General features: G+C 71.9%; 24 protein-coding genes. 22 read left to right on the top strand and 2 right to left on the bottom strand.

Going from position 1 to position 26,213, the window contains the following annotated elements:
- Positions 1-111 precede the first annotated feature (111 nt).
- The 7 genes from aroC (at position 112) to nusB (ending at position 6,545) form a co-directional block, all read left to right on the top strand.
- Positions 112-1,296, top strand: coding sequence for a chorismate synthase (aroC, locus tag BKA18_RS06005; protein ID WP_006607466.1), 1,185 nt, complete (start codon positions 112-114; stop codon positions 1,294-1,296).
- The gene (locus BKA18_RS06000; protein WP_366045261.1) at positions 1,293-1,850 is read left to right on the top strand and encodes a shikimate kinase; all 558 of its coding nucleotides are present in this window, start codon (positions 1,293-1,295) and stop codon (positions 1,848-1,850) included. The genes aroC and BKA18_RS06000 overlap by 4 nt, the downstream gene beginning before the upstream one ends.
- Complete coding sequence (aroB, locus tag BKA18_RS05995) at positions 1,847-2,983, top strand: 3-dehydroquinate synthase (protein WP_366045260.1); 1,137 nt, start codon at positions 1,847-1,849, stop codon at positions 2,981-2,983. The genes BKA18_RS06000 and aroB overlap by 4 nt, the downstream gene beginning before the upstream one ends.
- A gap of 459 nt (positions 2,984-3,442) precedes the next feature.
- A complete protein-coding gene (locus tag BKA18_RS05990) occupies positions 3,443-4,303 on the top strand; it encodes a Pro-rich N-terminal domain-containing protein (RefSeq protein ID WP_366045259.1) in 861 nt (286 codons plus the stop codon).
- Between the two features lie 65 nt (positions 4,304-4,368).
- The gene (locus tag BKA18_RS05985) at positions 4,369-5,475 is read left to right on the top strand and encodes an aminopeptidase P family protein (protein ID WP_366045258.1); all 1,107 of its coding nucleotides are present in this window, start codon (positions 4,369-4,371) and stop codon (positions 5,473-5,475) included.
- Between the two features lie 66 nt (positions 5,476-5,541).
- Positions 5,542-6,108, top strand: a complete 567-nt coding sequence (gene efp / locus BKA18_RS05980; RefSeq protein WP_006607461.1) for an elongation factor P — start codon at positions 5,542-5,544, stop codon at positions 6,106-6,108.
- Between the two features lie 2 nt (positions 6,109-6,110).
- Positions 6,111-6,545, top strand: coding sequence for a transcription antitermination factor NusB (nusB, locus tag BKA18_RS05975; protein ID WP_006607460.1), 435 nt, complete (start codon positions 6,111-6,113; stop codon positions 6,543-6,545).
- A gap of 195 nt (positions 6,546-6,740) precedes the next feature.
- On the opposite strand, the gene bldD is transcribed toward nusB, so the two are convergent.
- Entirely contained in the window at positions 6,741-7,241 is a 501-nt protein-coding gene (bldD, locus tag BKA18_RS05970; RefSeq protein WP_006607459.1) for a transcriptional regulator BldD, read from the bottom strand.
- Positions 7,242-7,460: 219 nt separating this feature from the next.
- Here bldD and pyrR point away from each other — a divergent pair, with 219 nt between their 5' ends.
- The 14 genes from pyrR to BKA18_RS05900 all read left to right on the top strand — a co-directional run bounded on the left by pyrR (position 7,461) and on the right by BKA18_RS05900 (position 24,158).
- A complete protein-coding gene (gene pyrR / locus BKA18_RS05965; RefSeq protein WP_006607458.1) occupies positions 7,461-8,051 on the top strand; it encodes a bifunctional pyr operon transcriptional regulator/uracil phosphoribosyltransferase PyrR in 591 nt (196 codons plus the stop codon).
- 93 nt (positions 8,052-8,144) lie between these two features.
- Positions 8,145-9,122, top strand: coding sequence for an aspartate carbamoyltransferase catalytic subunit (locus tag BKA18_RS05960; RefSeq protein ID WP_366045257.1), 978 nt, complete (start codon positions 8,145-8,147; stop codon positions 9,120-9,122).
- Between the two features lie 4 nt (positions 9,123-9,126).
- Complete coding sequence (locus tag BKA18_RS05955) at positions 9,127-10,422, top strand: dihydroorotase (RefSeq protein ID WP_366045256.1); 1,296 nt, start codon at positions 9,127-9,129, stop codon at positions 10,420-10,422.
- On the top strand, positions 10,419-11,006 hold the full coding sequence (locus tag BKA18_RS05950) for a PH-like domain-containing protein (RefSeq protein WP_366045255.1): 588 nt from the start codon (positions 10,419-10,421) through the stop codon (positions 11,004-11,006). The genes BKA18_RS05955 and BKA18_RS05950 overlap by 4 nt, the downstream gene beginning before the upstream one ends.
- A complete protein-coding gene (carA, locus tag BKA18_RS05945; RefSeq protein ID WP_366045254.1) occupies positions 11,003-12,157 on the top strand; it encodes a glutamine-hydrolyzing carbamoyl-phosphate synthase small subunit in 1,155 nt (384 codons plus the stop codon). The genes BKA18_RS05950 and carA overlap by 4 nt, the downstream gene beginning before the upstream one ends.
- Positions 12,150-15,461, top strand: coding sequence for a carbamoyl-phosphate synthase large subunit (carB, locus tag BKA18_RS05940; RefSeq protein ID WP_366045253.1), 3,312 nt, complete (start codon positions 12,150-12,152; stop codon positions 15,459-15,461). The genes carA and carB overlap by 8 nt, the downstream gene beginning before the upstream one ends.
- Before the next feature lie 100 nt (positions 15,462-15,561).
- Positions 15,562-16,671: a quinone-dependent dihydroorotate dehydrogenase gene (locus BKA18_RS05935; protein ID WP_366045252.1), complete on the top strand. Its 1,110-nt coding sequence runs from the start codon at positions 15,562-15,564 to the stop codon at positions 16,669-16,671.
- Positions 16,668-17,531 carry an orotidine-5'-phosphate decarboxylase gene (gene pyrF, locus BKA18_RS05930; RefSeq protein ID WP_366045251.1) on the top strand — a complete coding sequence of 288 codons (864 nt, stop codon included), beginning with the start codon at positions 16,668-16,670 and terminating at the stop codon, positions 17,529-17,531. The genes BKA18_RS05935 and pyrF overlap by 4 nt, the downstream gene beginning before the upstream one ends.
- Positions 17,532-17,746: 215 nt before the next feature.
- Positions 17,747-18,070 carry an integration host factor gene (locus BKA18_RS05925; protein WP_006607450.1) on the top strand — a complete coding sequence of 108 codons (324 nt, stop codon included), beginning with the start codon at positions 17,747-17,749 and terminating at the stop codon, positions 18,068-18,070.
- Positions 18,071-18,108: 38 nt separating this feature from the next.
- Positions 18,109-18,729 carry a guanylate kinase gene (gene gmk / locus BKA18_RS05920; RefSeq protein ID WP_147246692.1) on the top strand — a complete coding sequence of 207 codons (621 nt, stop codon included), beginning with the start codon at positions 18,109-18,111 and terminating at the stop codon, positions 18,727-18,729.
- A 100-nt stretch (positions 18,730-18,829) separates the two neighbouring features.
- A complete protein-coding gene (rpoZ, locus tag BKA18_RS05915) occupies positions 18,830-19,102 on the top strand; it encodes a DNA-directed RNA polymerase subunit omega (RefSeq protein WP_005319902.1) in 273 nt (90 codons plus the stop codon).
- 107 nt (positions 19,103-19,209) lie between these two features.
- Complete coding sequence (gene coaBC / locus BKA18_RS05910; protein ID WP_366045250.1) at positions 19,210-20,445, top strand: bifunctional phosphopantothenoylcysteine decarboxylase/phosphopantothenate--cysteine ligase CoaBC; 1,236 nt, start codon at positions 19,210-19,212, stop codon at positions 20,443-20,445.
- A 253-nt stretch (positions 20,446-20,698) separates the two neighbouring features.
- Complete coding sequence (gene metK / locus BKA18_RS05905; protein WP_366045249.1) at positions 20,699-21,907, top strand: methionine adenosyltransferase; 1,209 nt, start codon at positions 20,699-20,701, stop codon at positions 21,905-21,907.
- Between the two features lie 112 nt (positions 21,908-22,019).
- A complete protein-coding gene (locus tag BKA18_RS05900; RefSeq protein WP_366045248.1) occupies positions 22,020-24,158 on the top strand; it encodes a primosomal protein N' in 2,139 nt (712 codons plus the stop codon).
- A gap of 226 nt (positions 24,159-24,384) precedes the next feature.
- Here the strand turns inward: BKA18_RS05900 and BKA18_RS05895 are convergent, their stop codons facing one another.
- A complete protein-coding gene (locus BKA18_RS05895) occupies positions 24,385-24,939 on the bottom strand; it encodes a hypothetical protein (protein WP_006607444.1) in 555 nt (184 codons plus the stop codon).
- Positions 24,940-25,193: 254 nt separating this feature from the next.
- Between BKA18_RS05895 and fmt the strand changes: the two genes are divergently transcribed.
- Positions 25,194-26,132 carry a methionyl-tRNA formyltransferase gene (gene fmt, locus BKA18_RS05890; protein WP_366045247.1) on the top strand — a complete coding sequence of 313 codons (939 nt, stop codon included), beginning with the start codon at positions 25,194-25,196 and terminating at the stop codon, positions 26,130-26,132.
- Positions 26,133-26,213: the final 81 nt, after the last annotated feature.

Below are 26,213 nucleotides of genomic sequence, written 5' to 3'. Positions count from 1 at the left end.
CCCGCTCCCGCAGGTCCGGTCCGCACCCTGGACTGGGCGCCGCCCTGTCGGTGCGACGTGGGAGGATCAGGGGGAGACCGTACGCGGATGAGCAGTACATGAGGAGCACCGTTGAGCAGGTTGCGCTGGCTGACGGCGGGGGAGTCGCACGGCCCCGCACTCGTGGCGACGCTGGAAGGCCTTCCGGCCGGGGTCCCGATCACCACGGAGCTGGTGGCGGACGCACTCGCGAGGCGCCGGCTCGGCTATGGCCGCGGTGCCCGCATGAAGTTCGAGCAGGACGAGGTCACCTTCCTGGGCGGCGTGCGGCACGGCCTGTCGCTGGGCTCGCCGGTGGCCGTGATGGTCGGCAACACCGAGTGGCCCAAGTGGGAGCAGGTCATGGCGGCCGACCCGGTGGACCAGGAGGTGCTGGACGCGCTGGCCCGTAACGCGCCGCTGACCCGCCCCCGCCCCGGCCACGCCGACCTCGCCGGGATGCAGAAGTACGGCTTCGACGAGGCCCGTCCGGTCCTGGAGCGGGCCTCCGCCCGCGAGACCGCCGCCCGGGTCGCCCTGGGCGCGGTCGCCCGGTCCTTCCTCAAGGAGGCGGCCGGTATCGAGATCGTCTCGCATGTCGTGGAGCTGGCCGCGGCCAAGGCCCCGTACGGCGTCTACCCGAAGCCCTCCGACGTCGAGAAGCTGGACGCCGACCCGGTGCGCTGCCTGGACGCGGACGCGAGCAAGGCGATGGTCGCCGAGATCGACCAGGCCCACAAGGACGGCGACACCCTCGGCGGGGTGGTCGAGGTGCTGGCCTACGGCGTGCCGGTGGGCCTCGGCTCGCACGTCCACTGGGACCGGCGGCTGGACGCCCGGCTGGCCGCGGCCCTCATGGGTATCCAGGCGATCAAGGGTGTCGAGGTCGGCGACGGCTTCGACCTGGCGCGCGTGCCCGGCTCGAAGGCGCATGACGAGATCGTGGCCACCGAGGACGGCATCAAGCGCACGACCGGCCGCTCCGGTGGCACCGAGGGCGGGCTGACCACCGGTGAACTCCTGCGCGTCCGCGCCGCGATGAAGCCGATCGCGACGGTGCCGCGCGCGCTGGCGACCGTCGATGTGACCACCGGCGAGGCGACCAAGGCGCACCACCAGCGCTCGGACGTCTGCGCCGTGCCGGCCGCCGGCATCGTCGCCGAGGCGATGGTGGCGCTCGTGCTGGCGGACGCGGTGCTGGAGAAGTTCGGCGGCGACAGCGTGCCGGAGACCCGCCGCAATGTGCGCAGCTTCCTCGACAACCTGGCGATCAAGTGACCTCGCCGGTCGTCGTACTGATCGGCCCGCCCGGGGCCGGCAAGTCCACGGTGGGCGCCCTGCTGGCCGAGCGGCTGGGCGTCGGCTACCGCGACACCGACGCCGATGTCGTCGCCACGGCCGGCCGGCCGATCGCCGAGATCTTCATCGACCAGGGCGAGCCGCACTTCCGTGAGCTGGAGCGGGCCGCCGTCCGCAGCGCCCTGGACAGCCACCCGGGCGTGCTCTCGCTCGGCGGCGGCGCGATCCTGGACGACGGCACCCGCGCGCTGCTCACCGGGCTGCCGGTGATCTTCCTGGACGTCCAGCTCGCCGACGCCGTCAAGCGGGTGGGCCTCGACGCGCCCCGCCCGCTGCTGGCCGTCAACCCGCGCAAGCAGTGGCGCGAGCTGATGGAGCGGCGCCGCCCGCTGTACACCCAGGTCGCGCGCGCCGTGATCGATACGGGGGAGCGCTCCCCCGAGCAGGTCGCCGAGGCGATCCTGGACGCTTTGGAGCTACGGCCGGCCGCGGGAGACGCCCCGCGGGCCGCCCACAGGGAGGAAGAGGCATGACGGAGCAGGCCACCCGTATCCAGGTCGGCGGCACGGCCGGCACCGACCCGTACGAGGTGCTCGTCGGGCGGCAGCTGCTCGGCGAACTCCCCGGCCTGATCGGCGGGTGTCACAGCGGCGCGGAGCGCCTCGACTCGGGGCGGTGGCGGGTGACGGGCGGGCGGGTCGCCGTGCTGCACCCGGAGGCGCTGGCCGCCACCGGCGAGGCGCTGCGCGAGGACCTCGCCTCCCAGGGCTACGAGGCGATCGCCATCCAGCTGCCGAACGCCGAGGAGGCCAAGACCGCCGAGGTCGCGGCGTACTGCTGGAAGGCGCTCGGCCAGTCCGGCTTCACCCGCAGCGATGTGCTCGTCGGCGTCGGCGGCGGTGCCACCACCGACCTGGCCGGCTTCGTCGCCGCGACCTGGCTGCGCGGGGTGCGCTGGATCGCGGTGCCGACCACCGTGCTCGGCATGGTGGACGCGGCGGTCGGCGGCAAGACCGGGATCAACACCGCCGAGGGCAAGAACCTCGTCGGCGCCTTCCACCCGCCGGCCGGAGTGCTCTGCGACCTGGCCGCGCTCGACTCGCTGCCGGTGCACGACTACGTCTCCGGTCTGGCCGAGGTCATCAAGGCCGGCTTCATCGCCGACCCGGCGATCCTCGATCTGATCGAGTCGGACCCGGAGGCCGCCAAGCGCCCGGACGGGGCGCACACCGCCGAGCTCATCGAGCGGGCGATCCGGGTCAAGGCCGAGGTGGTCTCCGCCGACCTCAAGGAGTCCGGTCTGCGCGAGATCCTCAACTACGGCCACACCCTGGCGCACGCCATCGAGAAGAACGAGCGCTACAACTGGCGGCACGGCGCCGCGGTCTCCGTCGGCATGGTCTTCGCCGCCGAACTCGGCCGGATCGCCGGCCGTCTGGACGACGCCACCGCCGACCGGCACCGCACCGTCCTCGCCTCCGTCGGTCTGCCGCTGACCTACCGCGGCGACCAGTGGCCCAAGCTGCTGGAAACGATGAAGGTCGACAAGAAGTCCCGTGGCGACCGGCTGCGCTTCATCGTCCTGGACGGCCTGGCCAAGCCGACCGTTCTGGAGGGCCCGGACCCGGCCATGCTGCTCGCCGCGCACGCCGAGATCGCGGCCTGAGCCGTCCGCCCCGGCGCGTCCACGCCGCGCCACGGGCCCGGCTCGTCTCCGGTTGCCCGGAGCCCGGCGCCGCCGCCTGGCGTCCACGCCCCGCCGCGTCCCGCACTCCGCGTACGGGACGCGGCACCCGGCGGACGGCGGTGCCCCAGGACCCCGTACGCAACGGGCCAGGGCGCCCCGTCCGCCCGCCGGTTGGCTGACGCGCCATCAGGGGCACTTCGGTCCGGCCCCGGCCGTTCCTGTGTGTGAGCGCCGGGGCAGGACCTCTTCTGACCGGGCCCGGGAGGGTACCGTTCGCAGCAGCACCACCCTCACCAGGCTGGGGGGCACAACGGCCCCTCCGCGCCGGTGGGTTGCCCCACGCCGCACGGGCGGCCGAGCCCGGCGTCCGGGGGCACTCCCGGCGGCAGCCGGGGGAGCACCGCACCACATCGACCGCACGAGACGGAGAGCCACCGGATGCAGTACGCAGTGGGGGCTCCGCTGCCGCCGCCCCGCGGGCAGGCATCAGGACCCGGGGCCGCCATGAACTGGACGCCCCACCCGGGGCAGCCCACCCCGCCCACCTCGTCGCCGGCCCCCGCGGCCCCGCCTCCGCCCGTGCAGCAGCCCGCCCAGCAGCAGGGCTGGCACGCCCCCGCGCCCCAGCAGTCCCCGCCCCCCGCGAACGGCGGCGACATCACCGGTCAGATCCGGCTGCCCCCGGCCGCCCCGGTGCCACTGCCCAGCCCGCCCGCCGACACCGCCGCCCCGGACGCCGCGCACACGGCCGTCGCGGTGCTGCTCATCGGCCCGGCCGGCGCCGGCAAGACCAGCGTCGCGCGCCACTGGGCCGACACCCGGCGGGTGCCGACCGCGCACATCAGCCTCGACGACGTCCGCGAATGGGTCCGTGCCGGCTTCGCCGACCCGCAGGCCGGCTGGAACGACCACTCCGAGGCGCAGTACCGCCTCGCCCGCCGCACCTGCGGCTTCGCGGCCCGCAACTTCCTCGCCAACGGCATCTCCTGCATTCTCGACGACGCCGTCTTCCCCGACCGGCCGGTCGTCGGCCTCGGCGGCTGGAAGCGGCATGTGGGCCCCGGCCTGCTGCCCATCGTGCTGCTGCCCGGTCTGGAGATCGTCCTGGAGCGCAACGCCCGGCGCAGCGGCAACCGCCGACTGTCCGACGAAGAGGTCGCCAGGATCCACGGGCGGATGGCCGGCTGGTACGGCTCGGGACTGCCGATCATCGACAACTCCCAGCACGATGTCGCCACGACGGTACGGGTCCTGGACGATGTCGTGGCCCGCAGCATCGCCAGCCCGCCCACCTGGTAGCGGCCGGTACCCCGGGCGGCCCCGCTCGACCGGCCGCCTCCGGAAAGCCGCCGTACGCTCGTGATATGTCCGAGTTGTACGCGGCCCGACGCATGCAGCTGCGCAACCGCGTAGCCGGGGCCGGAAGTGCCGCCGCACTGATCTCGCGCCCCGCGAACGTCCGCTACCTCACCGGGTGCGCACCGTCCGGCGCCGCGCTGCTGCTGGGCCCCGCCATCGACGTGCTGCTGTGCGGCAGGCCGCTGAGCGGCGATCCCGCCGAGGGCCGGCCGGCCGATGACGTACGGGTGTCGGTCCTGCCGACCCGGGGCGGCGACCCGGTGGTGGCCGGCGCCGACCTGGCCGCGAAGGCCGGTGCGGACACCCTGGCCGTCGAGGAGCACCATCTGACCGTCACCCGCCACCGGGCGCTCTCCCAGGTCGCGCCCCGGCTGCACCTGACCGACCTGGCCTGCGCGGTCGAGGCGCAGCGGCTGGTGAAGGACGACGACGAGATCGCCTGCCTGCGGATCGCCGCCGAGATCTCCGACCAGGCCTTGGGCGAGCTGCTCGAATCCATCCTGGTCGGCCGCACCGAGCGGCACCTCGCGCTGGAGCTGGAGCGCCGGCTGGTCGACCACGGTGCGGACGGCCCGGCCTTCCCGACCTCCGTCGCGACCGGCCCGAACGCCGGCCGCCCCGGACACCTGCCCACCGACCGACGGGTCGAGGAGGGCGATTTCCTCAGCGTCTGCCTGGGCGCCAACTACCGCGGCTACCGCTGCGAGATCGGCCGTACCTTCGTCATCGGCACCACCCCCGAGGACTGGCAGATCGAGCTGTATGATCTCGTTTTCGCAGCCCAGCGCGCCGGGCGCGAGGCGCTGGCGCCGGGTGTGGAGTGCCGCGAGGTGGACCGGGTGACCCGCTATGTGCTGGACGCGGCGGGGTACGGCGAGCGCCTCGGACCGTGGACGGGGCACGGTGTGGGACTCGAAATCGACGAGGACCCTCAGTTGTCCCCTGCCGCCATGGGTAAACTGGACGCTTGCGTGCCGGTCACCGTCGAACCGGGGGTTCACATCCCGGGCCGAGGGGGTGTCCGGATCGACGACACACTCGTCGTCCGCCCCGAGGCGGACGGCGGGCCCGAGCTACTCACGATCACGACCAAGGAGCTGCTCGCACTCTGAACCGCAGGGTTCGGATCTGCGCCGCTCCCGGGTCCCACCACCTGCAGTCCAGGAGATTCCGCAACCGTGGCATCCACGAACGACCTCAAGAACGGCATGGTGCTCAAGCTCGAAGGCGGCCAGCTCTGGTCCGTCGTCGAGTTCCAGCACGTCAAGCCCGGCAAGGGCCCGGCCTTCGTCCGCACCAAGCTCAAGAACGTGCTGTCCGGCAAGGTGGTGGACAAGACCTTCAATGCCGGTGTGAAGGTGGAGACGGCCACCGTCGACAAGCGCGGAATGCAGTTCTCGTACATGGACGGCGACTACTTCGTCTTCATGGACATGGACACCTACGACCAGCTGCACGTCGACCGCAAGTCCGTCGGTGACGCCGCCAACTACCTGATCGAGGGTTTCGAGGCGGTCGTGGCGCAGCACGAGGGCGAGGTGCTCTACGTCGAGCTGCCCGCCGCGGTCGAGCTGACCATCAAGCACACCGAGCCCGGCGTGCAGGGCGACCGCTCCACCGGCGGTTCCAAGCCCGCCGAGCTGGAGACCGGCCACTCCATCCAGGTGCCGCTCTTCATCACCACCGGCGAGAAGATCAAGGTCGACACCCGCACGGGCGACTACCTCGGCCGGGTGAACAGCTAACCGTGGCTGCCCGCACCAAGGCCCGTAAGCGCGCCTTCCAGATACTCTTCGAGGCCGACCAGCGCGGTGCCGATGTGCAGTCCGTGCTCGCGGACTGGATGCGGCACGCCCGGACCGACCCCCGGCAGCCGCCGTTGAACGAGTACACCCTGCAGTTGGTCGAGGGGTACGCGGACCAGGTCTCCCGCATCGACGAGCTGATCTCCACCTACGCGGTCGACTGGGACCTGGACCGGATGCCGGCGGCCGACCGCAGCATCCTGCGCCTGGGCGCCTTCGAGCTGATCTGGGTGGACGACACCCCGGACGCGGTGGCGATCGACGAAGCCGTGCAGCTCGCCAAGGAATTCTCCACGGACGATTCCCCGGCGTTCGTCAACGGCCTCCTCGGCCGGCTCAAGGAGCTGAAGCCGAGCCTGCGCCGCGAGGAGCGGTAGGCGCTCGGCAGAGCGTGTGAACGGGCCCGGAGCGAAGGGAGCTGCTCCGGGCCCGTCGCATGCCCGCAGAAGGCCGCCAGGGGCGCTCCCCGGGGCACCGCGCGGCGGCAGTCAACCCGCCGATCGCCCGCCGGAACGCAGAACCGCCGCCCCGGAAACCCGGAGCGGCGGCACGTTTCTGCAGGTGGGAGGGGGTCAGAGGTCGTCGTGCTGCACGGCGCGGCGAGCATCGGCGTCGAGCACGCCCCAGCTGATCAGCTGCTCGGTCAGCACCGAGGGCGACTGGTCGTAGATGACCGCAAGGGTGCGCAGGTCGTCCTGGCGGATCGAGAGGACCTTGCCGTTGTAGTCACCGCGCTGGCTCTGGATGGTGGCGGCGTAGCGCTGCAGCGGGCCGGCCTTCTCCTGCGGGACGTGGGCCAGGCGCTCCAGGTCGAGCACCAGCTTCGGCGGCGGCTCGGCCGCGCCGCCCGGTGTCGTACCCGGCAGCAGCTCCTGGACCGGAACGCCGTAGAAGTCCGCCAGTTCGGCGAGGCGCTGCACGGTCACGGCACGGTCGCCGCGCTCGTACGAACCCACGACCACGGCCTTCCAGCGGCCCTGGGACTTCTCCTCGACGCCGTGGAGAGAGAGGCCCTGCTGGGTGCGGATGGCGCGGAGCTTGGCCCCGAGCTGTTTGGCGTATTCGCTGGACATATGGCTCCCCGGACGCTGTGTCGAAATGCGGCTCAGCCGCGGGCTGGTAACTCACTGTGAGGTTACGCAGCGTAATCTGACTTCGTCAAGCGGAACGGGGCAGACCCTCACCCGTCAGGGGTGCGGACGGGCGCTGACGGGGGTCCTGCTAACCTGACTGCGTAATTCCGACGTCCTTTAAGGTCCGTCCCGTGAGGCGGAGAAGGAGGTCCGTTTCGTATGGACGCACACACTTCCGACGCAGGGGTCCAGCTCCCCGCGCGACCGGTGCTCGAAGGCCCGGACATCGCGCGCATGCTCACCCGCATCGCCCACGAAATCGTCGAGCGCGCCAAGGGCGCGGACGATGTGGTGCTGCTGGGTATCCCCACCCGCGGGGTCTTCCTCGCCCGGCGGCTGGCCGCCAAGCTCGAAGAGATCACCGGCCGCGCGGTCCCGGTCGGCTCGCTCGACATCACGATGTACCGCGACGACCTGCGCCTGGGCCCCGCCCGCACGCTCGCCCGCACGGACATCCCCGCCGACGGCATCGAGGGCCGGCTCATCCTGCTCGTCGACGACGTCCTCTTCTCCGGGCGCACGATCCGCGCCGCGCTGGACGCCCTGGGCGACATCGGGCGGCCGCGCGCCGTGCAGCTGGCGGTCCTCGTCGACCGCGGACACCGCGAACTGCCGATCCGCGCCGACTACGTAGGCAAGAACCTCCCCACGTCGCTGCGGGAGACGGTCAAGGTCCAGCTCACCGAGGAGGACGGCCGGGACGCCGTGCTGCTCGGCGTGAAGCACACCGCACCGGCCGGCGAGCGATAGCGCACCCCGCAGGGACCCGGTGACCCCGGGCCCGCAGGCATGCCCGCTCGACGGACATCCCCGTACACCTCCTTCACCCACGGAGAACACCGGATGAAGCGTCACCTCATCTCGGCCGCCGACCTCACCCGCGACGACGCCGTCCTGATCCTCGACACCGCCGAGGAGATGGCCCGGGTCGCCGACCGGCCGATCAAGAAACTTCCCACCCTGCGCGGACGCACGATCTGCAACCTCTTCTTCGAGGACTCGACCCGGACCCGGATCTCGTTCGAGGCCGCCGAGAAGCGGCTCTCCGCGGACGTGATCAACTTCGCCGCCAAGGGGTCCAGCGTCTCCAAGGGCGAGTCCCTCAAGGACACCGCCCAGACGCTGGAGGCGATGGGCGTCGACGCCGTCGTCATCCGGCACGGCGCCTCCGGCGCCCCCTACCGGCTCGCCACCTCCGGCTGGATCGACGCCCCGGTCATCAACGCCGGCGACGGCACCCACCAGCACCCCACCCAGGCCCTGCTCGACGCCTTCACCATGCGGCGCCGGCTCATCGGCCCCGACGCCGGGCTGGGCCAGGACCTCGGCGGCAAGCGCATCACCCTGGTCGGCGATGTGCTGCACAGCCGGGTCGCCCGCTCGAACGTCGACCTGCTGCACACCCTCGGCGCCGAGGTCACGCTGGTCGCGCCGCCCACCCTGGTGCCGGTCGGCGTCGAGACCTGGCCCTGCGAGGTGTCGTACGACCTCGACAGCGTGCTGCCGAAGTCCGACGCCGTGATGATGCTGCGGGTGCAGCGCGAGCGCATGAACGCCGCCTTCTTCCCGACCGAGCGCGAGTACTCGCGCCGCTACGGCCTCGACGGCCACCGGATGGCCCGGATGCCGGAGCACGCCCTGGTGATGCACCCCGGCCCGATGGTCCGGGGGATGGAGATCACCGCCGAGGTCGCCGACTCCGACCGCTGCACGGTCGTCGAGCAGGTGACCAACGGCGTCTCCGTCCGCATGGCCGTCCTGTACCTGCTGCTGGGCGGCAACGAGCCCGCCGTGACCCACCCCCGTACCGAGGAGAAGTAAGACCATGAGCAAGATTCTGATCCGCGGTGCGAGGGTTCTGGGCGGGGAGCCGCAGGACGTCGTGATCGTGGACGAGACCATCACCGCCGTCGGCACCGATCTCACCGTTTCCAGCGCCGAAGGCGCCCAGGTCATCGAGGCCGGCGGGCAGGTGCTGCTGCCCGGCCTCGTCGATCTGCACACCCACCTGCGCGAGCCCGGGCGGGAGGACTCCGAGACCGTCCTGACCGGCACCCAGGCCGCGGCGAGCGGCGGCTACACCGCCGTGTTCGCCATGGCCAACACCTTCCCGGTCGCCGACACCGCCGGCGTCGTCGAGCAGGTCTACCGGCTCGGCCGGGAGCACGGCTACTGCGATGTGCAGCCGATCGGCGCCGTGACGGTGGGGCTGGAGGGCAGGAAGCTCGCCGAGCTGGGCGCCATGCACGAGTCCGCCGCCGGGGTCACCGTCTTCTCCGACGACGGCAAGTGCGTCCACGACGCCGTGATCATGCGGCGCGCCCTGGAGTACGTGAAGGCGTTCGGCGGCGTCGTCGCCCAGCACGCCCAGGAGCCGCGGCTCACCGAGGGCGCCCAGATGAACGAGGGCATCGTCTCGGCGGAGTTGGGGCTCGGCGGCTGGCCGGCCGTCGCCGAGGAGTCGATCATCGCCCGGGATGTGCTGCTCGCCGAGCACGTGGGCTCCCGGGTGCACATCTGCCATCTGTCGACCGCGGGCTCCGTCGAGATCGTGCGCTGGGCCAAGTCCCGCGGGATCGATGTGACGGCCGAGGTCACCCCGCACCACCTGCTCCTCACCGACGAGATGGTGCGCACCTACAACCCCGTCTACAAGGTCAACCCGCCGCTGCGCACCGAGCGCGACGTCATGGCCCTGCGCGAGGCCCTCGCCGACGGCACGATCGACATCGTCGCCACCGACCACGCCCCGCACCCGCACGAGGACAAGGACTGCGAGTGGGCCGCGGCCGCCATGGGCATGGTGGGCCTGGAGACCGCGCTGTCGGTCGTCCAGCGGACGATGGTGGAGACCGGCCTGCTGGACTGGGCGGGCGTCGCGGACCGGATGTCGGTCAAGCCCGCGCAGATCGGCGGGGCCGCGGGCCACGGCCGGCCCATCTCGGCCGGTGAGCCGGCCAACCTCACCCTCGTCGATTCCGCTTACCGTGGAGAGGTGGACCCCGCGGGCTTCGCCTCCCGCAGCCGCAACACCCCCTACGAGGGCCGTGAGCTGCCGGGACGCGTCACCCACACCTTCCTGCGGGGCCGGGCAACGGTCGTCGACGGGAAGCTGGCGTGACTCCTTCACTTTTCCACCTGGCCGCAGCACAGCAGTCCGCACCTGTCACCGACTGGGCGGCACGGATCGGCTGGGTCGTCGGCCTGCTGGTCTTCGTCGCCTTCGTCTACTGGCTGATGCGTCAGGGCTGGAAGTGGCGCGGCACGCTCCAGGGCGATCTGCCCGAGCTGCCGGTCACCCCCGACGACCCCGGCGCACCGCGGCTCACCCTCAGCGGCCGCTACCACGGCTCCACCACAGCCGGGCAGTGGCTCGACCGGATCGTCGCGCACGGCCTGGGCACCCGCAGCCGCGTCGAGCTGACCCTCACCGACCAGGGCCTGGACGTCGTACGGCCCGGCGCCGCGGACTTCTTCGTGCCGGCCGCCGCACTGCGCGGCGCCCGCCTGGACAAGGGCATCGCCGGCAAGGTCCTCACCGAGGGCGGGCTGCTCGTCGTCACCTGGGAACACGGCGGCAGGCAGCTCGACTCGGGCTTCCGCTCCGACCGGTCCGCCGAGCACGCCGCCTGGGTCGAGGCCCTCACCGCGCTGAGTACCACCCCGCACACCACCGAGCACACCGAAACGGAAGGCGCACGATGACGACCTCCACCAGGGGTACCGCCCACGGCACAAGGGGGCTCCCCGCCGTACTCGTCCTGGAGGACGGCCGCAGCTTCCGCGGCCGCGCCTACGGGGCCGTGGGGGAGACCTTCGGCGAAGCGGTGTTCTCCACCGGCATGACCGGCTACCAGGAGACGCTGACCGACCCCTCGTACCACCGCCAGGTCGTCGTCATGACCGCCCCGCACATCGGCAACACCGGTGTGAACGACGAGGACCCCGAGTCGCAGCGGATCTGGGTCGCCGGCTACGTCGTCCGCGACCCCGCCCGCATCCCCTCCAACTGGCGCTCGGTGCGCTCCCTGGACGACGAGCTGGTCGCCCAGGGGGTCGTCGGCATCAGCGGCATCGACACCCGCGCCCTGACCCGCCATCTGCGCGAGCGCGGTGCGATGCGGGTCGGCATCTTCTCCGGTGAGGCGCTGCCCGACGCGGGCACGATGCTCGCCAAGGTGCGCCAGGCCCCCGAGATGCAGGGCGCCGACCTGTCCACCCAGGTCGCCACCAAGGAGTCCTACGTCGTCCCGGCGATCGGTACGAAGAAGTTCACCGTCGCCGCGATCGACCTGGGCATCAAGGGCATGACCCCGCACCGCATGGCCGAGCGCGGCATCGAGGTGCACGTCCTGCCCGCCACCGCCACCGCCGAGGACGTCTACGCGGTCAACCCGGACGGCGTGTTCTTCTCCAACGGCCCGGGCGACCCGGCCACCGCCGACCACCCGGTCTCCGTCATGCAGGCCGTCCTGAAGCGGAAGACGCCGCTCTTCGGCATCTGCTTCGGCAACCAGATCCTGGGCCGTGCGCTGGGCTTCGGCACCTACAAGCTCAAGTACGGGCACCGTGGCATCAACCAGCCGGTGCAGGACCGCACGACCGGCAAGGTCGAGGTCACCGCGCACAACCACGGATTCGCCGTCGACGCCCCGCTCGACAAGGTCTCCGACACCCCCTTCGGCCGCGCCGAGGTCTCCCACGTCTGCCTCAACGACGACGTGGTGGAGGGCCTCCAGCTGCTCGACCAGCCGGCCTTCAGCGTCCAGTACCACCCCGAAGCCGCCGCGGGTCCACACGACGCCGCGTACCTCTTCGACCGCTTCACGTCTCTGATGGAGGGCCAGCGTGCCTAAGCGCACCGATATCCAGTCCGTCCTGGTCATCGGCTCCGGCCCGATCGTCATCGGCCAGGCCGCCGAGTTCGACTACTCCGGTACCCAGGCGTGCCGGGTCCTCAAGTCCGAGGGCCTGCGCGTCATCCTGGTGAACTCCAACCCGGCGACGATCATGACCGACCCGGAGATCGCCGACGCCACCTACGTCGAGCCGATCACCCCGGACTTCGTCGAGAAGATCATCGCCAAGGAGCGCCCGGACGCCCTGCTGCCCACCCTGGGCGGCCAGACCGCGCTGAACACCGCGATCTCGCTGCACGAGGCCGGCACCCTCGACAAGTACGGCGTCGAGCTGATCGGCGCCAACGTCGAGGCGATCAACAAGGGCGAGGATCGCGACCTGTTCAAGGAGGTCGTGGCGGAGGTGAACAAGAAGATCGGCCACGGCGAGTCCGCCCGCTCGGTCATCTGCCACTCCATGGACGACGTCCTCGCGGGCGTCGACGAGCTCGGCGGCTACCCGGTCGTGGTCCGCCCCTCCTTCACCATGGGCGGCGCCGGCTCCGGCTTCGCGCACAACGAGGAGGAACTGCGCCGGATCGCCGGCCAGGGCCTGACGCTCTCCCCGACCACCGAGGTGCTCCTGGAGGAGTCCATCCTCGGCTGGAAGGAGTACGAGCTGGAGCTGATGCGCGACAAGAACGACAACGTCGTGGTCGTCTGCTCCATCGAGAACTTCGACCCGATGGGCGTGCACACCGGCGACTCGATCACGGTCGCCCCGGCGATGACGCTCACCGACCGCGAGTACCAGACCCTGCGGGACGTCGGCATCGCCGTGATCCGCGAGGTCGGGGTCGACACCGGCGGCTGCAACATCCAGTTCGCGGTCAACCCCGACGACGGCCGGGTGATCGTGATCGAGATGAACCCGCGGGTCTCGCGCTCCTCGGCGCTGGCCTCCAAGGCCACCGGCTTCCCGATCGCGAAGATCGCCGCCCGGCTCGCCGTCGGCTACACCCTCGACGAGATCCCCAATGACATCACCGAGAAGACCCCGGCCTCCTTCGAGCCGACTCTCGACTATGTCGTCGTCAAGGTCCCGCGCTTCGCCTTCGAGAAGTTCCCGGTCGCCGACGCCACGCTGACCACGACCATGAAGTCGGTCGGCGAGGCCATGGCGATCGGCCGCAACTTCCCCGAGGCGCTCAACAAGGCCCTGCGCTCGCTGGAGAAGAAGGGCAGCCAGTTCGACTTCGTCACCGCGCCCGGTGACAAGGCGGCGCTGCTGGAGCGTGCACAGGTCCCCACCGACGGCCGGATCAACACCGTCATGGAGGCCATCCGCGCCGGCGCCGGCCCCCAGGAGGTCTTCGACGCCACGAAGATCGACCCCTGGTTCGTCGACCAGCTCTTCCTCATCAAGGAGATCGCCGACGAGATCGCGGCCGCCGAGAAGCTCCACCCGGAAATCCTTGCGGACGCAAAGCGCTACGGCTTCTCCGACGCCCAGATCGCGGCGATCCGCGGGCTGCGCGAGGACGTCGTGCGCGAGGTCCGGCACGCCCTCGGGGTCCGCCCGGTCTACAAGACGGTCGACACCTGCGCCGCCGAATTCGCCGCGAAGACGCCGTACTTCTACTCCTCCTACGACGAGGAGACCGAGGTCGCGCCCCGCGAGAAGCCGGCCGTGATCATCCTCGGCTCCGGCCCCAACCGCATCGGCCAGGGCATCGAGTTCGATTACTCCTGCGTCCACGCCTCGTTCGCGCTCAGCGACGCCGGCTACGAGACCGTGATGGTCAACTGCAACCCCGAGACCGTCTCGACGGACTACGACACCTCCGACCGCCTGTACTTCGAGCCGCTCACGCTCGAGGACGTCCTGGAGATCGTGCACGCCGAGACCCAGGCCGGACCGGTCGCCGGCGTCATCGTCCAGCTCGGCGGCCAGACCCCGCTGGGCCTGGCGCAGGCGCTCAAGGACAACGGCGTGCCGATCGTCGGCACCTCGCCCGAGGCGATCGACCTCGCCGAGGAGCGCGGCGCGTTCGGCCGGGTGCTGACCGAGGCCGGGCTGCCGGCCCCCAAGTACGGCACCGCCTTCTCCTTCGACCAGGCCAAGCGGATCGCCACCGAGATCGGCTACCCGGTCATGGTCCGCCCGTCGTACGTGCTCGGCGGCCGCGGTATGGAGATCGTCTACGACGAGCCCTCGCTCGGGGAGTACCTCACCCGCCACGCCGGCCTGATCGACCGCCACCCGGTGCTCATCGACCGGTTCCTCGACGACGCCATCGAGATCGATGTCGACGCGCTCTACGACGGCCAGGAGCTCTACCTCGGCGGCGTCATGGAGCACATCGAGGAGGCCGGTATCCACTCCGGCGACTCCGCCTGTGCGCTGCCCCCCATCACCCTGGGCGGCTTCGACATCAAGCGGCTGCGGGCGTCGACGGAGGCCATCGCCAAGGGCGTCGGCGTCCGCGGCCTGATCAACATCCAGTTCGCGATGGCCGGCGACATCCTCTACGTCCTGGAGGCCAACCCGCGCGCCTCCCGTACGGTGCCCTTCACCTCGAAGGCCACGGCGGTGCCGCTGGCCAAGGCCGCCGCCCGGATCTCGCTGGGCGCCACCATCGCCGAGCTGCGCGCCGAGGGCATGCTGCCCAAGACCGGCGACGGCGGCACCCTGCCGCTGGACGCGCCGATCTCCGTCAAGGAAGCCGTCATGCCCTGGTCGCGGTTCCGCGACATCCACGGCCGCGGTGTGGACACCGTCCTCGGCCCGGAGATGCGCTCCACCGGCGAGGTCATGGGCATCGACTCGGTCTTCGGCACCGCCTACGCCAAGTCGCAGACCGGCGCGTACGGCGCACTGCCCACCAAGGGCCGGGCGTTCGTCTCCGTCGCCAACCGCGACAAGCGCTCGATGATCTTCCCGGCCCGTGAGCTGGTCGCGCACGGCTTCGAGCTGCTCGCCACCTCCGGCACCGCCGAGGTGCTGCGCCGCAACGGCATCAACGCCACCGTGGTGCGCAAGCAGTCCGAGGGCGAGGGCCCGGACGGCGAGAAGACCATCGTCCAGCTGATCCACGCCGGCCAGGTCGACCTGATCGTCAACACCCCGTACGGCACCGGCGGCCGGCTGGACGGCTACGACATCCGCACCGCCGCGGTCGCCCGCGCCGTGCCCTGCCTGACCACGGTCCAGGCGCTGGCCGCCGCCGTCCAGGGCATCGAGGCCATGTCCCGCGGAGACGTGGGCGTGCGTTCCCTCCAGGAACACGCCGAACATCTCACCGCGGCCCGCGCGGAGTAGGGACCGGGAGGGGGACACCGAGGCGGTGTCCCCCTCTTCGTGAGCCCCGCACCCGCTCCACGAGCCCCCGACTCCTCACCGCGGAAGGTCCCGCCCGACGATGTACCGCCTGTTCTTCGCCCTGTTCTTCCGGCGCATGGATGCCGAGAAGGCCCACCACCTGGCCTTCCGCTGGATCCAGCTGGCCGTGCGCATCCCCGTGCTGCGCACCTTCCTGGCGGCCGCCCTCGCCCCCCGCTACAAGGAGCTGCGCATCGAGGCCCTCGGCCGCCGGATGCACGGACCCTTCGGGCTGGCCGCCGGCTTCGACAAGAACGCCGTCGCCATCGACGGCATGACCATGCTCGGCTTCGACCATGTCGAGATCGGTACGGTCACCGCCCAGCCGCAGCCGGGCAACCCCAAGAAGCGCCTGTTCCGCCTCGTACCGGACCGTGCGCTGATCAACCGGATGGGCTTCAACAACGACGGCTCGGCGTCCGTGGCGGCCCGCCTGGCGGCCCGCAACCCGGTCTTCCCGGCCACCGTCGGCGTCAACATCGGCAAGACCAAGGTCGTACCGGAGGACGAGGCGAGTGCCGACTACGTCACCTCCACCGAGCGGCTCGCCCGACACGCCGACTACCTGGTCGTCAACGTCTCCTCCCCGAACACGCCCGGGCTGCGCAACCTCCAGGCCGTCGACCACCTGCGCCCGCTGCTGACCGCCGTCCGCGAGGCCGCGGACCGCACGGTCACCGACCGCCGGGTCCCGCTGCTGGTCAAGATCGCACCGGACCTCGCCGACGCGGACGTGGACGCGGTCGCCGACCTCGCCGTCGAACTGGGCCTGGACGGGATCATCGCCACCAACACCACCATCGCCCGGGAGGGGCTGGGGCTGACCTCCGACCCGGCGCTGATCGCCGAGACCGGCGGGTTGTCCGGCGCGCCGGTCAAGGAGCGCTCCCTGGAGGTGCTGCGCCGCCTCTACGCCCGGGTCGGCGACTCGATCACCCTGATCGGGGTCGGCGGCATCGAGAACGCCGAGGACGCCTGGCAGCGCATCCTCGCCGGCGCCACCCTGGTCCAGGGCTACAGCGCCTTCATCTACCAGGGCCCGTTCTGGTGCCGCGCGATCCACAAGGGACTCGCCGCCCGCCTGCGCAACAGCCCCTACGCCACCCTCGCCGAGGCCGTCGGCGCCGAGCACAAGAAGGTGACCGCATGACCGAGCCCTCCGGTTCCCGCCCGTCGTCTGCGGACCCCTTCGGGGCCCGCCTGCGCCGCGCCATGGACGAGCGCGGTCCGCTCTGTGTCGGCATCGACCCGCACGCCGCGCTGCTGGCCGACTGGGGCCTGAACGACGACGTGGCCGGCCTGGCGCGTTTCACCCGTACCGTCGTGGAGGCCCTCGGCGAGTCGGTGGCCGTCTTCAAGCCACAATCCGCGTTCTTCGAGCGCTTCGGCTCGCGCGGGCTGGCCGTCCTGGAGACCGCCGTCGTGGAGGCCCGCGAGCGCGGCGCCCTGGTCCTGATGGACGCCAAGCGCGGCGACATCGGCTCCACCATGGCCGCGTACGCCGCGACCTACCTCGACCCGGCCTCGCCGCTGTTCTCGGACGCCGTCACGGTCAGCCCGTTCCTGGGCTACGGCTCGCTGCGCCCGGCCGTCGACCTGGCCCGGGAGCACGGCTGCGGGCTGTTCACCCTCGCCCTCACCTCCAACCCGGAGGGCCAGGAGGTCCAGCGCGCGGTCCGCGCCGACGGCAGCACCGTCGCGGCGACCATGCTCGGCCACCTCGCCGCCGAGAACGCCGGCGCCGAGCCGCTGGGCTCCTTCGGCGCGGTCGTCGGCGCCACGCTCGGCGATCTCTCCTCGTTCGATCTGGCGATCAACGGCCCGCTGCTCGCCCCCGGCATCGGCGCCCAGGGCGCCACCCCCGCTGACCTCCCGACGGTCTTCGGGGACGCCGTGCACAACGTCCTGCCGAGCGTCAGCCGGGGGGTGCTGCGACACGGTCCGGACCCCTCGGCACTGCGCGCGGCGGTGGACCGATTCACCGGCGAAGTGCGCACCGCGCTCGCCTGAACGCCTCCCGACGGGGACTTTGGTCCCGAATTGTCCTGGTCAGCAGAGTCTGACCAGGACTTTTCGTCTGTTCTCGCTGACTCTGGAGCCCTCGCCCGCTAGTCTCCGACGAGAGCAGTGCACGTAAGCGCGTTGCTCGTTGCTCCGCAGGTGCGGGGCGACTAGGTTCCACACCGGTCCGTATCCGACAGTTCGACATCCGAGGTGACGTAGGCGTGGCTCTTCCGCCCCTTACCCCTGAACAGCGCGCAGCCGCGCTCGAGAAGGCCGCCGCGGCTCGCCGGGAGCGCGCCGAGGTCAAGAATCGGCTCAAGCACTCCGGTGCTTCCCTCCATGAGGTCATCAAGCAGGGCCAGGAGAACGACGTCATCGGCAAGATGAAGGTCTCCGCCCTCTTGGAGTCCCTGCCGGGCGTCGGCAAGGTCCGCGCCAAGCAGATCATGGAACGGCTCGGCATCTCCGAGAGCCGCCGAGTCCGGGGTCTTGGCTCCAACCAGATCGCGTCGCTGGAGCGCGAGTTCGGCAGTACCGCTTCCTGAATTTTCCGGCACTACCGGGAAGCTGGAATAATCGCTGCATGAGTTCTGCAGTCTCCCGGGGGACGACCCCCGAGCCCCCGGCCAGACAACCGCGGCTGACCGTGCTCTCCGGCCCCTCCGGGGTCGGTAAGAGCACGGTCGTCGCGCATATGCGCAAGGTCCACCCCGAGGTCTGGCTCTCGGTTTCGGCAACGACCCGCAAGCCGCGCCCCGGGGAGCGGCACGGCGTGCAGTACTTCTTCGTCGACGACGTGGAATTCGACAAGCTGATCGCCAACGGTGAGCTGCTCGAATGGGCCGAATTCGCCGGCAACCGCTACGGCACCCCCCGCAAGGCGGTGCTGGACCGGCTGGAGGCCGGTGAGCCGGTCCTGCTGGAGATCGATCTGCAGGGCGCCCGCCAGGTACGCGAGTCCATGGCGGAGGCCCACCTGGTCTTCCTCGCCCCGCCGAGCTGGGACGAGCTGGTCCGCAGGCTCACCGGCCGGGGCACGGAGGCGCCGGAGGTCATCGAGCGCCGGCTGGCCGCCGCCAGGGTCGAGCTGGCCGCGGAGAAAGAGTTCGATGTGACGCTTGTCAACACCTCCGTCGAGGACGTCAGCCGCGAGCTGCTAGCCTTGATGCTGCATCGATCCGAGGAGCGGAACACCAGCGGCTGACCCCGCCGAGCTTCACCGGCCCCGGATCGTCCACGACTTTGCGCCATTCCGTACGACCAGGCGCAAGACCCATGCTTCATCCCCTTTCGGAAGGCAGAGAGTGTCCTCTTCCATCACTGCACCCGAGGGCATCATCAACCCGCCCATTGATGAGCTTCTCGAGGCCACCGATTCGAAGTACAGCCTCGTGATCTACGCCGCCAAGCGCGCGCGCCAGATCAATGCGTACTACTCGCAGCTCGGCGAGGGCCTGCTGGAGTACGTCGGCCCCCTCGTGGACACGCACGTCCACGAGAAGCCCCTGTCGATCGCGCTGCGCGAGATCAACGCGGGTCTGCTGACCTCCGAGGCCATCGAGGGCCCCGCACAGTAGGCAGCACAGCAGCACGTTCATCGAGGCCCGGCGGCGCGTCCGCCGGGCCCTTGGTGTGTCATAGGGGCATACAGGCACACGGACCGAGCCCGGGGAGCGGCGAAGCGATGGACAAGCGGGAGCGGGAGCGGCCCAGGGTCGTCCTGGGGGTCAGCGGCGGGATCGCCGCCTACAAGGCGTGCGAGCTGCTGCGGCGGCTGACCGAGTCCGGGCACGACGTGCGGGTCGTGCCGACCGCCTCGGCGCTGCACTTCGTCGGCGAGGCCACCTGGTCGGCGCTGTCCGGCAACCCGGCCGGCACCGAGGTCTGGGAGTCCGTCCACGAGGTCCCGCACGTCCGCATCGGCCAGGCCGCCGATCTCGTCGTGGTCGCCCCGGCCACCGCCGACATGCTGGCCAAGGCCGCGCACGGGCTGGCCGACGATCTGCTGACGAACACGCTGCTCACCGCGCGATGTCCGGTGATCTTCGCCCCGGCGATGCACACCGAGATGTGGGAGAACCCCGCCACCCAGGAGAACGTCGCCACCCTCCGCCGCCGCGGTGCGCTCGTCATCGAGCCCGCGGTCGGCCGGCTGACCGGTGTCGACACCGGCAAGGGCCGCCTCCCCGACCCGGCCGAGATCTTCGAACTCTGCCGCCGGGTGCTGGCCCGCGGCCCGCGGGCGGCGGAGCAGGATCTCGCCGGTCGCCATGTGGTGGTCAGCGCGGGCGGCACTCGCGAGCCGCTGGACCCCGTCCGCTATCTGGGCAACCGCTCCTCAGGCATGCAGGGCTATGCGCTCGCCCGCACCGCGGTGACCCGCGGCGCCCGGGTCACCCTCGTCGCCGGCAACACCGAGCTGCCCGACCCGGCCGGCGTCGACGTGATCCGTATCGGCACGGCCCGGCAGCTGCACGAGGCCGTGCTGAAGGCCGCCGCGGAGGCCGATGCGGTGGTCATGGCCGCCGCCGTGGCCGATTTCCGGCCCGCCGTCTACACCACCGGCAAGATCAAGAAGATCGACGGCCAGGAGCCGGAGCCGGTAACTCTAGTGAGGAATCCAGACATTCTGGCGGAGCTCTCCGCTGAGCGGGCCCGCCCGGGCCAGGTCGTGGTCGGCTTTGCCGCCGAGACCGACGACGTGCTCGCCAACGGCCGTGCCAAACTCGCCCGCAAGGGTTGTGACCTGCTGGTCGTCAATGAGGTCGGGGAGCACAAGGCCTTCGGCTCGGCCGGGAACGAAGCGGTGATCCTGGCGGCCGACGGCACCGAGACCCCGGTCCCGTACGGACCCAAGGAAGACCTGGCCGATACGGTGTGGGATCTGGTGGCTCCGCGCCTGGCCGATACCGATCGGTGAGACGCGTATCCGGCCTCCGGAATCACTCCTTCGGCCGTACAAAATCGGGCGTGTCCCCTTGACCCGCCCCATTCTCAAGGTGATCGTCCTACCGTGAGTCGCGGTGTCCCAGGTCACGAGGGGTCCATAAATCGAGACTGCGTGTCCGAACGCCGCATACGACCGATAAACTGGCGAGTGGATCGGGCCGAGCGCAGCTCTCGGCCCTTCCGCCAATGATCAGCCAGCAGCCGCTGCAACCCCAGGGAGCGATGTGTCCCGCCGCCTCTTCACCTCGGAGTCCGTCACCGAGGGCCACCCCGACAAGATCGCTGACCAGATCAGCGACACCATCCTCGACGCGCTCCTCAAGGAGGACCCGACCTCCCGGGTCGCCGTGGAGACGTTGATCACCACCGGCCTGGTGCACGTGGCCGGCGAGGTGACCACGAAGGCGTACGCCGACATCCCCAACCTCGTCCGCAACAAGATCCTGGACATCGGTTACGACTCCTCCAAGAAGGGCTTCGACGGCGCTTCCTGCGGCGTCTCGGTGTCCATCGGTGCGCAGTCCCCGGACATCGCCCAGGGTGTCGACACCGCGTACGAGAACCGCGTCGAGGGCGACGACGACGAGCTGGACAAGCAGGGCGCGGGCGACCAGGGCCTGATGTTCGGTTACGCCTGCGACGAGACCCCGGAGCTGATGCCGCTCCCGATCAACCTCGCGCACCGGCTCTCCAAGCGCCTCTCCGAGGTGCGCAAGAACGGCACCATCCCCTACCTCCGCCCCGACGGCAAGACCCAGGTCACCATCGAGTACGACGGCCACAAGGCCGTCCGCCTCGACACCGTCGTGGTCTCCTCGCAGCACGCCAGCGACATCGACCTCGACTCGCTGCTGGCGCCCGACATTCGCGAGTTCGTCGTCGAGCACGTCCTGGGCCAGCTCGTCGAGGACGGCATCAAGCTGGACACCGACGGCTACCGGCTGCTGGTCAACCCGACTGGCCGCTTCGAGATCGGCGGCCCGATGGGTGACGCCGGCCTCACCGGCCGCAAGATCATCATCGACACCTACGGCGGCATGGCCCGCCACGGCGGCGGTGCCTTCTCCGGCAAGGACCCGTCCAAGGTCGACCGCTCGGCCGCCTACGCGATGCGCTGGGTCGCCAAGAACGTCGTCGCCGCCGGCCTCGCGGCCCGCTGCGAGGTCCAGGTCGCCTACGCCATCGGCAAGGCCGAGCCGGTCGGTCTCTTCGTCGAGACCTTCGGCACCGCCACCGTCGACACCGACAAGATCGAGCAGGCCATCGGTGAGGTCTTCGACCTCCGCCCGGCCGCCATCATCCGCGACCTCGATCTGCTCCGCCCGGTCTACGCCCAGACCGCCGCTTACGGCCACTTCGGCCGTGAGCTGGAGGACTTCACCTGGGAGCGCACGGACCGTGTGGAGGCGCTGAAGCAGGCCGCCGGACTGTAAGTCCGCTGCCTCGTACGAGGCGACCACGGCCCCGGACCGCCAGGCGGTCCGGGGCCGTCGGCTTATCCACAGCCGCCGGTCGCTGTCCGTGCCGTCTGCTAAGACTGATGCTGTGAGCAGGGAGAACGGGCGACCGGAGGCGGGGGCGTCGGATGCGGGCGAGCAGTTGGCCCTCATCCGCGAGGCCGTGCGGGAGAACAAGGCCGGGCGCGCGAAGCCGCGGACCTGGCGGGGCGCCGAGCTCGCGGCCCAGCTGCCGGTGGCGCGGGTGCTGGTCGACAAGGGCCTGGTGCACCTCGACCGGTATTTCGACTATGCGGTGCCCGCGGCGATGGACGACGAGGCGCAGCCCGGGGTGCGGGTGCGGGTGCGGTTCGGCGCGGGGGAGAAGGGCGGCCGGCGCGAGGGCGGCAAGCTGGTCAGCGGATTCATCGTGGAACGGGTGGCGGAGAGCGACTACCGCGGGGTGCTGGCCCCGATCGCCCAGGTGCTGTCGTCGGAGCGGGTGCTGACGCCGGAGCTGCTGGGGCTGTGCCGGGCGGTCGCGGACCGCTATGCCGGGTCGCTCGCCGATGTGGTGCAGCTGGCGGTCCCGCCGCGGCGGGCGCGGGCCGAGGCCAAGCCCTCGCCCGACCCGCAGCCGCCCAACGCGCCACCGGAGCCGGGAAGTTGGGAGCGTTACGGCGCGGGCCCCGGGTTTTTGACGGCGCTGACGCGCGGGGACGCCCCGCGGGCCGTGTGGACCGCACTGCCCGGGGCGACCTGGCCGCAGGAGCTGGCGCGGGCGGCCGCCGCGGCGCTGGCGGGCGGGCGTGGCGCGCTGGTGGTGGTGCCGGACGGGCGGGCCGCGGCGCGGGTGGACGCGGCGCTCGGCGAGCTGATCGGGACGGGCCGGCATGTGCTGCTCACCGCCGATGCCGGACCGGAGGAGCGCTATCGCCGCTGGCTGGCGGTGAGCCGTGGCGCGGTGCGGGCCGTGGTCGGGACGCGCGCGGCGATGTTCGCTCCGGTCGCCGATCTGGGTCTGGTCGCCCTCTGGGACGACGGGGACGCCAGCCACAGCGATCCGCATGCGCCCCAGCCGCATGCCCGCGAGGTCCTCATCCAGCGGTCGGTCAATGAGCGCGCCGGCTTTCTGCTGGGCGGGCTGAGCTGCACCGTCGAGGCGGCGCAGCTGGTCGAGACCGGCTGGGCGCGCCCGCTGGCCGCCGAGCGCGAGCAGGTGCGGGCCGCGGCGCCCCTGGTGCGTACGGTCAGCGACGGCGACGAGGCGCGGGACGCCGCCGCGCGGGCCGCCCGGCTGCCGACGATGGCCTGGCAGCTGGTGCGGGAGGGGCTGCAGCGCGGGCCGGTGCTCGTCCAGGTGCCGCGCCGCGGATATGCGCCCCGGCTGTCGTGCGAACGGTGCCGTACCCCCGCCCGCTGCCGGTCCTGCGCGGGCCCGCTGGAGTCGCAGCACGCGGGTGATCTGGTCTGTGCGTGGTGCGGACGGCCGGAGCCCGACTGGCATTGCGGCGAGTGCGGTGGCGCGCGGCTGCGGGCCCGGATCGTGGGGGCGCGGCGCACGGCGGAGGAACTGGGCCGGGTCTTCCCGGCGGTGCCGGTGCGGACCTCGGGGCGGGACCATGTGCTGGCGACGGTGCCGGACGCCCCCGCGCTGGTGGTGAGCACACCGGGCGCGGAGCCGGTGGCCGAGGGCGAGGGGTATGCGGCCGCCCTGCTGCTGGACGGCTGGGCGCTGCTCGGGCGGCCGGATCTGCGGGCCGGGGAGGAGGCGCTGCGCCGCTGGCTGGGCGCCGCCGGGCTGGTCCGCGGTCAGGTGGCGGGGGGCACGGTCGCGGTGATCGCGGAACCGACGCTGCGGCCGGTGCAGGCGCTGGTGCGCTGGGATCCGGTCGGCCATGCGGTCCGCGAGCTGGCCGAGCGGGCCGAGCTGGGCTTCCCCCCGGTGTCGCGGATGGCCTCCGTGACCGGCCGGCCCGAGGATGTCACCGATCTGCTGCGGTCCGCCGAACTCCCCGCCGGAGCCGAGGTGTTGGGGCCCGTACCCCTTCCGATACCGGACCCCGGTCGCCCGCGCCGGCCGGGCGACCCGCCGGCCGGCGAACAGTGGGAGCGCGCGCTGGTACGCGTCCGCCCCGGCCAGGGCGCGGCACTCGCCGCGGCGCTCAAGGCCGCCCGCGCGGCCCGGATGGTCAAGCGGGAGGGGGAGGCGGTACGGGTCCGGATCGATCCGCCCGATCTTGGGTGAGACGGCTCGGTGCGGGGGAGGGGGTGTGCGCTGCCGGGGCGTCGAGCCGCCATGCAGCGGGGCCGTCCCGCCCTGTTATACGGCAGCCATGCCATGCCATGCCCGGCCGGCCCGGCCCGACGCATCCCGGTCCAGACATGGCGCCGCCCCGGGACCGGTGTCGGCGGGCGGTCCCGGGGCGCTGGCGGGCGGCGCGTGGGCGCGGGGCGCCCGAGGGGGGAGTGGTTCAGCCGTTGCGGGGGCCGGGGAAGGCGCCCGGGCGGGCGGGCTCGTCGCGGGAGGTGGCGGACGGCTGGGCGGGCAGGGAACGGGCCGCAGGCACGGCCGCCGAGCCGGGCAGGCCCGCCGCCATGGTCACCGGCCGGGGCGCGGAGGACTCGGGGGAACGTACCGCCGGCTCCGCGCCGTTGCTGTCCGCGGCGGGTTGGGCGGCGGCTCTGCGGCCACCGTAACGGCGGTGCACCGCCTGTTTGGTGACGCCGAGCGCCGAACCCACCGCGTCCCACGAGAAGCCCAGCGAACGGTCGAAGTCGACCGCGGCGGTGACGAGTGTTTCGACGCTGTCCCGCAACTCCTGGGCAAGGCGCACCGTCGGAGCGGGCGCGCGTCCGTAGACGACGAACCCCGCGGAGGGTCCGGTGCGCCGCGGCCGGTAGACGTTGCCGAGCTGAGCGGTCAGCGTGCGCAGTGCGTCCACCTGCCGGCGCACCCGTTCGATGTCCCGCACCAGGAGATGCAGGCTGGCGCGCGCCTGGGCGTCGTGGGTTGCGTGGTCGGCCATGAGCAAGCCTCTCGAACCGGCGTGGAAAAGGAAGGATGTAAAGAGAGCGGGCCGCCAGGGCGGCCCGGTCTTCAGGTCAATGCTTTTTGACCAACGCGACAGCAGCGGCTCTGGTCACGGTATGGGGGCGTACGAGCTTCCGTACAAGGCGCGGGAATTCGTGTACGCCCCCTGGAACCGTCGCCCGTGGCCCGGGGGCCGGACCCATAGACTGGTGCGTCGTTCCGCTGCGTGTGAGAGGTAGTTCGCCACCCATGAGGCTTGTCTTCGCCGGCACCCCCGAGGTCGCCGTACCCGCCCTCGATGCCCTGATCGCCTCGGACCGGCACGAGGTCGTGGCCGTAGTGACCCGGCCCGACGCGCCGGCCGGACGCGGCCGGAAGCTGGTCGCCAGCCCCGTCGCGGAGCGGGCGGAGGAGGCCGGCATCGAGGTGCTCAAGCCCGTCCGGCCACGCGAGGAGGACTTCCTGGCCCGGCTGCGGGAGATCGCGCCGGACTGCTGCCCGGTGGTCGCCTACGGCGCGCTGCTGCCGAAGGCCGCGCTCGACATCCCCGCCCAGGGGTGGGTCAATCTGCACTTCTCGCTGCTGCCCGCATGGCGGGGGGCGGCGCCCGTGCAGCATGCGGTGCTCGCGGGCGACGAGGTGACCGGCGCCTCGACCTTCCAGATCGAGGAGGGCCTGGACTCCGGCCCGGTCTACGGGGTGCTGACCGAGCAGGTCCGGCCGACGGACACCAGCGGCGATCTGCTCACCCGGCTGGCGTTCGCCGGTTCCGGGCTGCTGGTGGCGACGATGGACGGCATCGAGGACGGCACGCTGCAGGCGGTGCCGCAGCCGGCCGAGGGCGTCACGCTCGCCCCGAAGATCGAGGTCGAGGACGCCAAGGTGGACTGGACGGCCCCCGCGCTGCGGGTCGACCGGGTCATCCGCGGCTGTGCGCCCGCGCCCGGTGCCTGGACGGTCTTCCGCGGCGAGCGGCTCAAGCTGATGTCGGCGGCCTCCGCGGCGGCGCACGACGAGTTGGCGCTGGCGCCCGGCGCACTCGCTGTCACCAAGAAGGCGGTCTACGTCGGTACGGGCAGCCACCCCCTCGAACTCGTCTGGGTGCAGCCGCAGGGCAAGAAGCCGATGAAGGCGGCCGACTGGGCGCGCGGGGTGCGCATCGAGGGCGGGGAGCGGCTGGGGGACTGAGGCCCGGCCCCGCCGCTTCCCCTCCGCCGCGCCCGCGGGGTACCCGGCGCGCGCCCGCCGTGCGCCCCGGCCCGGGCCCGG

This window comes from Streptomyces auratus (assembly GCF_050433025.1).
Taxonomy (GTDB): Bacteria; Actinomycetota; Actinomycetes; order Streptomycetales; family Streptomycetaceae; genus Streptomyces; species Streptomyces sioyaensis.
Note: the sequence above shows the minus strand (reverse complement) of the source record. Positions and strands in the feature narration are given on the sequence as shown.